Raw genomic sequence first — 12,253 nt, 5'->3', positions numbered from 1 at the left:
TTGTTTTATATTCCGTGATTGTTGCTAATTTGTACATTTTAGTCTTTGCTTATTTAGCGTAATAAGCGAAACGGCACAGGATGAAAAAGGCAAAGGGATGTTTACGGAGAGAGGGGAACAAAATGCGAATTAAACCTGACGATAATTGGCGCTGGTATTTTGATGACGAGCACGATCGTATGATGCTCGATCTGGCCAATGGCATGTTATTTCGCTCGCGTTTTGCCCGTAAAATGCTTACCCCGGATGCGTTTTCCCCCTGCGGATTTTGTGTAGACGATGCCGCCTTATACTTCTCCTTTGATGAAAAATGCCGCGACCTGATGCTTTCTAACGAACAACGTGCCGAGCTGGTGCTTAATGCACTGGTGGCCATTCGTTTTTTGAAGCCGCAAATGCCAAAAAGCTGGCACTTTACCAGCTACAATCAGCCGTGGTCTCCCTGTGCGGGAGAAGCTGCGAGCGTCGTGATGAGTGACAGCGGCGAAGAGGTGAGTTTACTGGTCGTTGAACCGGGTGAAAATGCCGCACTTTGCCTGCTGGCCCAGCCGGGTGTGGTTATCGCCGGGCGTACGATGCAATTAGGCGATCCTATTAAGATCATGAATGACAGGCTGAAACCGCAGCTCAGTGCTGCCAGTTTCAGCTTTGAACAGGCCGTTTAACTTTCCAGGCGAACTGAGGTTTTTGGTACACAGCTACAACTCAGGATAGAACCATCTTGCGCAATAGCTGATTTTTTCAACGGGCTGACCTCACCCTCAATCAGGCGAATGCGACAGCAGCCGCAAATGCCCGCCCGACAGGAATAGGGCACGCGTATCCCCTGATTTTCCAGTTGCTCAAGCAAGATTTGCTGATTGTTACCGCGAAAGCTTTGCCCCTGCCAGACAATATCCACCACGTCTTCTGTTTTCTGCTCTTGTTCTACAGACTCAACAGCCTGTCCTGCGCCATAGGGTTTAGCGGGTGCACTGGAAAGGACCACGACCTCATCACCTACCCGGACGACCCCACTATTGCGGGCAATTAAGTTCTGACCGAAATCAACATCACCATTATCTTGCGCAGTGCGAAAACGGGTGAGGGTTGCCAGGGGTTCGCCAGCGGGATGTTTTTGCCCGCGTTCGGGACTGACGGTGGTAAAAACGCAACGGCTGCACGGTTTCACCACGTCAAAGACGACATCGCCGATGCGTATTACTTTCCACGTGTCCTCTTCCCAGGCACTGGCACCCGTGACCACCAGGTTAGGGCGGAACTGTTCCATTTGCACACTCGCCGGGCAGCGGTTTTGTAAATCGCGTAATGAGGCTTCGTTGGTCAATAAAAACGGAAAGCCATCGGCAAATGAGAGTGGAACATCCTCGTAACGTTTTACCCGGCGTGTGGTTTGCGGCCCCACCCAGCGAAGCTGAACGTCTCGTGCGAAAAAACCACTGAGCCACTGGTTGATGTGTTCGGGGGCAACCCGGGCAGTAAAATGATTTCCCCATACTTCCGTTGGCTCACTCTGAGGCGCAAAATCATTAAAACGCACCACAGCGCTGCTGCCATCAGGCGCGGTTAAATGCAGGCCATCCGTCAGGGGAGAGGGAATAAAACGGACCATCTGCGGGAACTGTCGTGCAGTAATAAAGGTGCCATCCGCTTCGGTCACCATAAAAATGCGATCAAAGGATAACCCGCAGGTGTCTGCCAGGGCATGCGTCAGGCCAATACCGCGCATGGATTTCACTGGATGGATAAAAAGACGCGAAAGGGTAGCCACGTCATTTCCTCTGTGAACGAAAATAAGCCCTCAACTTTATGACATGAACGCCAGATTGGCTATAATGCGCAACAATTTTCTTCATCGATAAGTGATTTTATGATTTCTCTGTTTGCCAGTACGGCCCGTGGGCTGGAAGAGCTATTAAAAACTGAACTGGAAAACCTGGGCGGGCAAGAGTGCCGGGTGGTTCAGGGGGGCGTCCATTTCCATGGTGACACACGGCTTATTTACCAAAGCCTGATGTGGAGTCGTCTGGCCTCGCGCATCATGATGCCGCTCAGCGAGTGTAAGGTTTACAGCGATCTGGACCTTTACCTCGGCGTGCAGGCGATTCCGTGGACGGAGATTTTCAGCCCTGATGCAACCTTTGCGGTGCATTTTAGCGGCCTGAATGAAGAAATTCGTAACAGTCAGTATGGCGCGCTGAAAGTAAAAGACGCCATTGTCGATAGCTTTACGCGCAAAAATCTGCCGCGTCCGAATGTTAATCGTGAATCGCCGGATTTACGCATCAACGTCTGGCTGAACAAAGAGACAGCCAGCATTGCGCTCGACCTGAGTGGTGAAGGGCTGCATTTGCGTGGCTACCGTGATGGCACCGGTATGGCGCCAATCAAAGAAAACCTCGCCTCGGCAATTGTGATGCGTTCTGGCTGGCAGCCGGGCACGCCGCTGCTTGATCCGATGTGTGGTTCCGGCACTTTGTTGATCGAAGCGGCCATGTGGGCTACCGACCGTGCACCAGGTCTACACCGTGGCCGCTGGGGCTTTGGCGGCTGGGCTCAACATGATGAGGCAATCTGGCAGGAAGTGAAAGCTGAGGCGCAGACCCGCGCGCGAGCTGGGCTGGCTAATTACACATCGCATTTTTATGGCTCCGATAACGATCCTCGCGTCATTGAGCGCGCGCAGCGTAACGCCCGCCGTGCTGGCGTTGGCGAGCTGGTCACTTTCGACGTAAAAGACGTGGCGCAGTTAAGCAACCCGCTGCCAAAAGGGCCGTATGGTACGGTTATCAGCAACCCCCCGTACGGTGAGCGTCTGGAGAGCGAACCTGCGCTGATTGCCCTGCACAGCCTGCTGGGAAGGACATTGAAATCGCAGTTCGGCGGCTGGAATCTGTCGTTGTTCAGCGCCTCTGTCGATTTGCTTAACTGCCTGCAATTGCGTGCTGACCGTCAGTTCAAGGCTAAAAATGGCCCGCTGGATTGCGTGCAGAAAAACTACCACCTGGCGGAAAACACCGGCGAAGCAAAAGCGCCGGTAATGGCTGAGGATTACGCCAACCGTCTGCGTAAGAATCTCAAGAAACTGGAAAAATGGGCGCGTCAGGAAGGCATCGAATGCTACCGCCTGTACGATGCCGATCTGCCGGATTATAACGTGGCTGTTGATCGCTACGGTGACTGGGTGGTAGTGCAGGAGTACGCGCCACCCAAAACCATCGATGCGCAAAAAGCGCGTCAGCGTCTGTTTGACATCATTGCCGCGACCATCGCCGTGCTGGGTATTGCACCGAATAAGCTGGTGCTGAAAACCCGTGAGCGGCAGAAAGGCAATAACCAGTATCAGAAGATGAATGAAAAGGGTGAATTTATCCAGGTGAGCGAATACAACGCCAAACTGTGGGTGAACCTGACGGACTATCTTGATACGGGCCTGTTCCTCGACCACCGTATCGCACGCCGTATGCTGGGCCAGATGAGTAAGGGAAAAGATTTCCTGAATCTCTTCTCTTACACCGGCAGCGCGAGTGTACACGCGGGGCTTGGCGGGGCGCGCAGCACCACGACCGTGGATATGTCGCGTACCTATCTGGAGTGGGCGGAGCGCAATTTGCGTCTCAACGGCCTGACCGGCCGTCCGCACCGCCTGCTACAGGCCGATGTACTGGCATGGTTACGCGAAAGTGACGAGCAGTTCGATCTGATTTTTATCGATCCCCCTACATTCTCGAACTCAAAACGTATGGAAGACTCTTTCGATGTCCAGCGCGATCACCTGGCACTGATGAAAGATCTTAAACGTTTGCTGCGTAAAGGCGGCACGATCATGTTCTCAAACAACAAACGCGGTTTCCGTATGCATACTGAAGGGCTGGCTACGCTTGGGCTCAAAGCACAAGAAATTACCCAAAAAACGCAGTCGCAAGATTTCGCCCGTAACCGTCAGATCCACAACTGCTGGCTGATTACCGCAGCCTGAAAGGATAAATAGATGTCATTAATTAGTATGCATGGCGCCTGGCTGTCGTTTAGCGATGCGCCTCTCCTCGATAATGCCGAACTGCATATCGAGGATAACGAACGTGTCTGTCTGGTAGGACGTAACGGCGCGGGCAAATCGACGCTGATGAAAATCCTCAACCGCGAACAGGGGTTGGATGATGGCCGCATCGTGTACGAACAGGATTTGATCGTGGCACGTTTGCAACAGGATCCGCCGCGTAATGTCGCGGGCAGCGTCTATGACTTTGTGGCCGAAGGGATTGAAGAGCAGGCGGAGTACCTCAAGCGTTATCACGAAATTTCGCATCTGGTGATGACCGATCCGAGCGATAAAAACCTGAACGAGATGGCGCGCTTACAGGAACTGTTGGACCACCACGGTCTCTGGCAGCTCGAAAACCGTATCAATGAAGTGCTGGCACAACTGGGTCTGGAAGCTGACATGCCGCTGGCGTCGCTCTCGGGCGGCTGGTTGCGTAAGGCGGCGCTGGGCCGAGCGCTGGTCAGCGGACCGAAAGTACTGCTGCTCGATGAACCAACAAACCACCTTGATATCGAAACTATCGACTGGCTGGAAGGGTTCCTGAAAACCTTCAGCGGTACCATTATTTTTATCTCGCATGACCGTTCCTTTATCCGCAATATGGCGACCCGTATTGTCGATCTGGATCGTGGCAAACTGGTGACCTATCCCGGCGATTACGACACTTATTTGCTTGAAAAAGAAGAAAACCTGCGCGTTGAAGAACTGCAAAATGCGGAGTTTGACCGCAAGCTGGCGCAGGAAGAAGTCTGGATCCGCCAGGGCATCAAGGCTCGCCGTACCCGTAATGAAGGCCGTGTGCGCGCATTGAAAGCCATGCGTCGCGAACGCAGCGAACGCCGCGAGGTGATGGGCAGCGCGAAGATGCAGGTGGAAGAGGCAAGCCGCTCGGGCAAAATCGTCTTTGAGATGGAAAATGTCGACTATCAGGTGGACGACAAAGTGCTGGTCAAAGACTTTTCTGCTCAGGTTCAGCGCGGCGACAAGATTGCCCTGATCGGACCGAATGGCTGTGGTAAAACCACGCTGCTCAAATTGATGCTGGGTCAGTTGCAGGCCGACAGTGGACGTATTCATTGCGGTACCAAGCTGGAAGTGGCTTACTTTGACCAGCACCGCGCGGAGCTCGATCCGGACAGAACGGTGATGGATAACCTGGCGGAAGGCAAACAGGAAGTGTTGGTAAACGGTAAGCCACGCCATGTGCTGGGCTACCTGCAGGACTTTCTCTTCCATCCGAAACGGGCGATGACACCGGTTCGCGCGCTCTCTGGCGGTGAACGTAACCGACTCTTGCTGGCACGTTTGTTCCTGAAACCCAGTAACTTATTGATTCTCGACGAACCTACCAACGATTTGGATGTCGAAACGCTGGAGCTGCTTGAAGAGCTTATCGACAGCTACCAGGGCACTGTTATGCTGGTCAGCCACGACCGTCAGTTTGTCGATAACACCGTTACGGAGTGCTGGATCTTCGAAGGCGCGGGACGGATTGGTCAATATGTTGGCGGTTATCATGATGCGCGTGGTCAGCAAGCGGCATCGCAGGCATACAAATCCGCATCCGAGAAGAAAGTTGCCGAAGCTTCGGTTAACAAAACAGAAAGTGTTAAACGAACCAGTAACAAACTAAGCTATAACCTGCAACGTGAGTTGGAACAACTGCCGCAAAAGCTGGAAAAGCTGGAGGCGGAACTGGAAACATTGCAGGCGCAGGTGGCAGATGCCAGCTTTTTCAGCCAGCCTCACGACCACACGCAGAAAGTATTAGCCGAACTGGCTTCGGCGGAACAGGCGCTGGAAGAAGCGTTTGAACGCTGGGAGTATCTGGAGGCTCTAAAAAACGGCGCATAACTCAGGAAGTCAGTATGTGTGAACATCACCACGCCACACGGCATATTTTATGTACCCAGTGCGATTTACTGGTGGCTTTGCCGCCATTGCAGCATGGTCATAAAGCGGCTTGCCCTCGCTGTGGCGCCACATTAACCACGCAATGGGATGAGCCCAGACAACGGCCCACCGCGTATGCGCTGGTGGCGCTGTTCATGCTACTGCTTTCCAATCTGTTCCCCTTTGTGAACATGAAAGTAGCAGGCGTCACCAGCGAGGTGACGCTACTGGAGATCCCGGGCGTGATGTTCTCGGAAGATTACGCCAGTCTTGGGACGCTCTTTTTACTTTTCGTTCAGATGGTCCCGGCATTTTGCCTGGTGACCATACTGCTGCTGGTCAACCGCGTGTCGATGTCGCAGCAGACCAAAACGTTTCTGGCGCGTATCCTTTTCCAGCTTAAAACCTGGGGTATGGCAGAAATTTTTCTGGCCGGCGTGCTGGTGAGCTTTGTCAAACTGATGGCCTATGGAGATGTGGGCATCGGCAGCAGCTTTATTCCATGGTGTCTGTTTTGCCTGCTACAACTGCGTACCATGCAGTGTGTGGATCGTCACTGGCTGTGGGATGATATTGCCCCCGCGCCCGTGCCGGTCGCGCCGCTGCACGTTGGTGTGCCGGGCATTCACCAGGGATTACGCAGTTGCCCATGTTGCACCGCCATTGTGGCGGCGGACGAACCCGTCTGTCCGCGTTGTCATACCAAAGGCTATGTCAGGCGCAGAAACAGTTTGCAGTGGACGATGGCGCTACTGGTGACGTCGATCCTGCTGTATCTACCTGCCAATATTTTGCCGATCATGATTACCGATCTGTTGGGCGATCAGATGCCATCGACGATCCTTGCCGGGGTGATTTTACTCTGGAGCGAGGGGTCGTATCCGGTTGCGCTGGTGATTTTCATCGCCAGTATCATGGTGCCGACCTTGAAAATGATCGCTATCGCCTGGTTATGCTGGGATGCGAAAGGCCACGGCCGACGAGACAGTGAACGTATGCACTTTATTTATGAAATCGTAGAATTTGTTGGGCGCTGGTCGATGATTGATGTGTTTGTCATCGCCGTGCTCTCCGCGTTGGTGCGCATGGGAGGATTAATGAATATTTATCCGGCCATGGGGGCGCTGATGTTTGCGCTGGTCGTCATCATCACAATGTTTGCGGCAATGACGTTCGATCCCCGCCTGAGTTGGGATCGCGAGCCTGAATCGAGCCATGAGGAGTCGTAAGAACATGGAGAAAACCAGTGGGGAGGCGAAAGTGCAGAAAGTTAAAAACTGGTCGCCGGTATGGATATTCCCGATCGTCACGGCCCTCATCGGTGCGTGGATCCTCTTTTACCATTACAGCCACCAGGGGCCGGAAGTCACCCTCATTACCACCAATGCCGAAGGCATCATCGGGGGTAAAACGACCATCAAAAGCCGCAGCGTGGATGTCGGCGTGGTAGAGAGCACGACGCTGACGGACGATCTCACCCATGTTGAGATTAAAGCGCGCCTGAATACCGGGATGGAAAAGTTGCTCTACAACGACTCCGTTTTCTGGGTGGTTAAACCGCAGGTTGGCCGTGAAGGGATCAGTGGCCTGGGAACATTACTTTCTGGCGCCTACATCGAGCTCCAGCCAGGGAAGAAGGGCAACCAGCCGGAGAGATATAACCTCCTTGATTCGCCGCCGCTGGCACCGCCGGATGCAAAAGGGATTCGGATTATCCTGGACAGCAAAAAAGCGGGGCAACTCTCTCCGGGCGATCCGGTACTTTTCCGTGGCTACCGCGTCGGTTCTGTCGAGACAAGCACTTTCGACACGCAGAAACGTACGATCACCTATCAGCTTTTTATTAATGCGCCAAACGATCGTCTGGTCACCAGCAACGTGCGTTTCTGGAAAGACAGCGGTATCGCCGTTGATTTAACCTCTGCCGGAATGCGGGTTGAAATGGGGTCACTCAGTACCCTGTTTGGTGGTGGCGTGAGCTTTGACGTGCCGGAAGGGAATGAACTGGGCGAGCCTGTTGCTGAAAAAACGGCGTTTATGCTGTATGACGATCAGCGCAGTATTCAGGAGTCTCTGTATACCGAACATATCGATTATCTGATGTTCTTCAAAGATTCGATTCGCGGTCTGCAACCCGGTGCGCCGGTTGAATTTCGCGGTATTCGTCTGGGGACCGTGGCGAAAGTCCCGTTCTTCACGCCAGAAATGCGTCAGAAATTGAATGATGATTACCGGATACCTATTCTGATTCGTATTGAGCCTCAGCGTCTGATTAGCCAGTTTGGCGGCGATCCTAACGTGGATGAGCATATTACTGAGTTAATGAAACGTGGCCTTCGTGCGGCGCTGAAAACCGGCAATATTGTGACGGGTGCCCTGTATGTCGACCTCGATTTTTATCCGAAAGCACCACCTGTAACCGATATGCCGGAATTTGGTGGTTATCGCATCATCCCGACGGTCAGCGGAGGTCTGGCGCAGATTCAGCAAAAACTGATGGATACGCTGGATAAAATTAACAATCTGCCACTTAACCCAATGATCGAGCAGGCAACCAATACGTTGACGGCGAGCCAGCAGACGATGCGCCGTCTGCAGACGACACTCGATAATCTGAATAAGCTGACAGCCAGTCAGTCTATGCAGCAGTTGCCAGCAGATATGCAAAATACGCTGCGTGAGCTCAATCGCAGTATGCAGGGCTTCCAGCCGGGTTCGGCCGCGTACAACAAGATGGTGGCGGATATGCAGCGTCTTGACCAGGTGTTGCGTGAGCTACAGCCGGTGCTCAAAACGCTGAACGATAAGAGTAATGCGCTCGTATTTGAAGCGAAGGGTAAAGACGATCCGCAGCCGAAGAGGGCGAAAGAATGAAAAAAGGAATGATAGCGCTTCTGGCAATGCTTCTGACGGCCTGCAGCGCGAGCGGTGATAAGAAGAGCTATTATCAGCTACCATCACCGCCGCAATCAACGGTGACGCAAGGTGATGCGCGTGGGCAACACCTGCTGTGGGTTGAGCAGGTGACGGTGCCGGATTATCTCGCAGGAAATGGCGTGGTCTACCAGACTACCGATGTGCAATACGTTATTGCCACCAATAACCTGTGGGCGAGCCCGCTGGACCAACAGCTTCGCACGACGCTGGTGGCGAATTTAAGTAACGCACTTCCTGGCTGGGTTGTGGCTTCGCAACCGCTTGGCAGTGAGCAGGACACGCTCAACGTCACCGTAACCGGCTTTCATGGTCGTTATGACGGGCGGGTTATCGTGAGTGGTGAATGGCTGGTTAATCATCGTGGGCAGCTGATTAAGCGTCCTTTCCACATTGAGCTTAAGCAGCAGCAAGACGGCTATGACGAGATGGTGAAAATGTTGGCCCAGGCCTGGCAACAGGAATCGGCAAGCATCGCCAGTGAGCTTAAACGTCTGCCATAGTAAAATTGACTGCATTATCTACGCCGTCAGGTCATTTTTGTCTGACGGCTTTTTTTATTTTGTGCTCAATTCATTACCTGTGCTGGTTCACAGTTTTTGTACAAATGAACTTCTGTTTAGGTCACATTTATGACACTGGCGTGAATTTTGCGCATTGACGACAAACCGTATCCAGGGTATTCGTAGCCTGTGGTTGCATACTTAGTAACCACTGTTTTCTTTTCCACCAGACCAAAAAATGAGGGAAACGAGGCATGAAGAGACAAAAGCGAGATCGCCTGGAACGGGCACATCAACGTGGGTATCAGGCCGGAATCACGGGACGGCCAAAAGAAATGTGTCCTTATCAGACGCTGAATCAGAGATCCGAATGGATGGGAGGCTGGCGAGAAGCCATGGAGGACAGGGCCGTCATTGCCTGATTCTGTCTCTTTAACAAGAAACCTCCGCATTGCGGAGGTTTCGCCTTTTTTGCCCTACGCCATTTTCTGACGCATTACATGGCAATCAGCATCAGAATGCAGAAGTGTCCTGGAACAGGCCCACTTTCAGGTCCGTCGCAGTGTAGATAACACGGCCATCAACCAGTACTTCACCATCGGCCAGGCCCATCACCAGACGACGGTTGATGACGCGTTTGAAGTGGATACGGTAGGTGACTTTTTTCGCGGTCGGCAGAATCTGACCGGTGAATTTCACTTCGCCTACGCCCAGCGCACGGCCTTTGCCTTCGCCACCGAGCCAGCCCAGGTAGAAACCAACGAGCTGCCACATGGCGTCCAGACCGAGGCACCCCGGCATTACCGGGTCACCGATAAAGTGGCAACCAAAGAACCACAGATCCGGATTAATATCTAATTCAGCTTCAACATATCCTTTGTCGAAATTCCCACCGTTCTCGGTCATTGACACCACACGGTCCATCATCAGCATGCTTGGAGCTGGTAATTGTGGGCCTTTTTCGCCAAACAGCTCTCCGCGACCAGAGGCAAGAAGATCTTCTTTTGTATAGGATTCGCGTTTATCTACCATGTTCTATGTAAGCCTTATTGTGAGTTTCGGACGCAGGATAGCTAACACGTGTACGCTGAACAAGTCCGATCAGTTGGGACTGAACCAGCTAAGCCAACGAAGCGGCCACGGATAACGGTGACGAGCGTCTTGTTGCGTCGCCTGGGCGATACGCTCCAGGATGGTCTGCTTCAGTGTAGTTTGTCCTTCTGCATCCCAGACCAGTCTGGTCAATAAGGGGAGTGCATCCATGACATCTTCTATGGCCCAGATAGAGAATTGACCTGCCTTGACTGCATCCAGCAACTCCTGGCGCAGACAAAGATGGCGCACATTGGCAGCGGGTATGATCACCCCCTGGTTGCCGTCCAGACCACGCGTCTGACAGATAGCAAAGAATCCTTCGATCTTTTCGTTGAGCCCACCCACAGGCTGGGCACGACCAAACTGATCCACCGAACCGGTGATAGCGATACTCTGGCTGACAGGGACATCCGCCAGGGCGCTGATCAAGGCGCACAGTTCAGCCATCGAGGCGCTGTCACCGTCCACTTCACTGTAAGATTGCTCAAAGGTCAACGATGCGGAGAACGGGATCTGTTGCTCAAGCTCCAGCTCAGCCATCAGGAAAGACTGCATAATCATCATGCCTTTCGCATGAATATTGCCGCCCAGTTCCGCTTTACGTTCAATGTCGTTAAATTCGCCATCGCCGATGTGCACAACGCAGCTTATACGTGAAGGTTCGCCAAATGCACGTGGATGCCCCGGAAACTCAACCACTGACAGGGCATTGATTTGACCGACCTGTTCACCTTCAGTCTCAATGAGGATCTGCTCTAACAGAATTTCATCTTGCATGCGCTCCGCCAGATAGCCTTCTCGCCATTCACGCTGAGTAAGCATGGTGGTGAGCTGCTCAGCATCAAAGATCTGGGCGTTGGTCATTGCGGACACTTCACCTAACTGGCGCGTTAACCATAGCGGACAGAGCGGGAGCGTCTCTTGATCGCCGGTATAACGAACGGCTTCCCGAATCAGTACTGGCCACGCATCTGCAGACGGTGAAGGCAATTCAGCCTCCCGGGCGATCAATTGAACCCACTGACACCATTGCGCCAGTGTTTCCGCATCGCTAATCTGCAGGTTGTCTTCGTATTCGCTATAGATAGCTTGTTCGGCAAGTTCTGGTTCCATCTCCTGGAAATCAGCCAGAGAATCTCGTTCACCCACGAGGATAACCCGAAGGTCGAGCGGCAATGACGGAACTGACACGGGCAGTGGACGAGACTCATCGAATGCAACCCAGTCAAAACGACGACGCGTCACCATGGTTTTTAAACGCATCCACAGTAAAGGTTGCGCCAGAAGGGTGCGTAGAGAGATAACCAGCGTGCCACCGTTGGCCTGATGTACCAGTCCTGGCTGCAGGGTAATCTCGTTATTGAACTGGCGCAGGCAACCAAACAACTGCTCAGCTTCAGCCCAATCGGCAATAACTACCTGGTTTTTACCGGCAAAATTGGCTTCTGCGTTTTGCGCAGGGGTAAGCGTAACTGTCGAGCCATTAACCTGATAGTCGCCACCTACAACGTCGATCTCCTCGGACTGCAGCGCTGACACAGCCTCGGCGAGGATCGTCAGGTACTCTTCTTCTTCTGGCGCTTTGGCCAGCAAAAAGCGTGACGTCGCCGCAGGATGAAGCAACTGTTCCAGCGCATAGTGTAATCGGGGTTGGGTATCGCCCAGGAAGAAGACCGTCTCGTCAGTGAGTGCGGACTGCTTAAACACATCCTGATAGCTCTCGGTATCCGGAGTCAGTTCATTCCATTCAAGTTTTGTAATGGTCAAAGTCGTTTTTTAGTCT

Annotated in this window: 10 protein-coding genes; 7 read left to right on the top strand and 3 right to left on the bottom strand. The window is 53.0% G+C overall.

From position 1 onward, the window contains the following. Window positions 1-122: 122 nt before the first annotated feature. On the top strand, window positions 123-665 hold the full coding sequence (zapC, locus tag ACS0RQ_RS17725; RefSeq protein ID WP_039078575.1) for a cell division protein ZapC: 543 nt from the start codon (window positions 123-125) through the stop codon (window positions 663-665). On the opposite strand, the gene ACS0RQ_RS17720 is transcribed toward zapC, so the two are convergent. Then, complete coding sequence (locus tag ACS0RQ_RS17720) at window positions 662-1,771, bottom strand: YcbX family protein (protein WP_271850926.1); 1,110 nt, start codon at window positions 1,769-1,771, stop codon at window positions 662-664. The genes zapC and ACS0RQ_RS17720 overlap by 4 nt on opposite strands. 99 nt (window positions 1,772-1,870) lie before the next feature. Here ACS0RQ_RS17720 and rlmKL point away from each other — a divergent pair, with 99 nt between their 5' ends. From rlmKL to rmf, 6 genes are all read left to right on the top strand, one after another. Continuing rightward, a complete protein-coding gene (gene rlmKL / locus ACS0RQ_RS17715) occupies window positions 1,871-3,979 on the top strand; it encodes a bifunctional 23S rRNA (guanine(2069)-N(7))-methyltransferase RlmK/23S rRNA (guanine(2445)-N(2))-methyltransferase RlmL (protein ID WP_334634232.1) in 2,109 nt (702 codons plus the stop codon). Window positions 3,980-3,991: 12 nt separating this feature from the next. Then, window positions 3,992-5,899: an ABC transporter ATP-binding protein gene (locus ACS0RQ_RS17710; protein ID WP_334634230.1), complete on the top strand. Its 1,908-nt coding sequence runs from the start codon at window positions 3,992-3,994 to the stop codon at window positions 5,897-5,899. 14 nt (window positions 5,900-5,913) lie between these two features. Further along, the gene (gene pqiA, locus ACS0RQ_RS17705) at window positions 5,914-7,167 is read left to right on the top strand and encodes a membrane integrity-associated transporter subunit PqiA (protein WP_271850923.1); all 1,254 of its coding nucleotides are present in this window, start codon (window positions 5,914-5,916) and stop codon (window positions 7,165-7,167) included. Window positions 7,168-7,171: 4 nt separating this feature from the next. Then, window positions 7,172-8,812, top strand: a complete 1,641-nt coding sequence (gene pqiB, locus ACS0RQ_RS17700; RefSeq protein ID WP_039078580.1) for an intermembrane transport protein PqiB — start codon at window positions 7,172-7,174, stop codon at window positions 8,810-8,812. Next, window positions 8,809-9,375: a membrane integrity-associated transporter subunit PqiC gene (pqiC, locus tag ACS0RQ_RS17695; RefSeq protein WP_271850922.1), complete on the top strand. Its 567-nt coding sequence runs from the start codon at window positions 8,809-8,811 to the stop codon at window positions 9,373-9,375. The genes pqiB and pqiC overlap by 4 nt, the downstream gene beginning before the upstream one ends. Before the next feature lie 254 nt (window positions 9,376-9,629). Then, a complete protein-coding gene (gene rmf / locus ACS0RQ_RS17690) occupies window positions 9,630-9,797 on the top strand; it encodes a ribosome modulation factor (RefSeq protein ID WP_039078582.1) in 168 nt (55 codons plus the stop codon). A 91-nt stretch (window positions 9,798-9,888) separates the two neighbouring features. Here the strand turns inward: rmf and fabA are convergent, their stop codons facing one another. Further along, window positions 9,889-10,407, bottom strand: coding sequence for a bifunctional 3-hydroxydecanoyl-ACP dehydratase/trans-2-decenoyl-ACP isomerase (gene fabA / locus ACS0RQ_RS17685; RefSeq protein WP_071194677.1), 519 nt, complete (start codon window positions 10,405-10,407; stop codon window positions 9,889-9,891). Window positions 10,408-10,476: 69 nt separating this feature from the next. Then, window positions 10,477-12,237 carry an AAA family ATPase gene (locus tag ACS0RQ_RS17680; protein WP_271850921.1) on the bottom strand — a complete coding sequence of 587 codons (1,761 nt, stop codon included), beginning with the start codon at window positions 12,235-12,237 and terminating at the stop codon, window positions 10,477-10,479. Window positions 12,238-12,253 lie beyond the last annotated feature (16 nt).

It is taken from the genome of Phytobacter diazotrophicus (assembly GCF_052061655.1).
In the GTDB taxonomy this organism is placed as follows: Bacteria; Pseudomonadota; Gammaproteobacteria; order Enterobacterales; family Enterobacteriaceae; genus Phytobacter; species Phytobacter diazotrophicus.
This window is presented reverse-complemented; position numbering and strand designations above follow the sequence as displayed.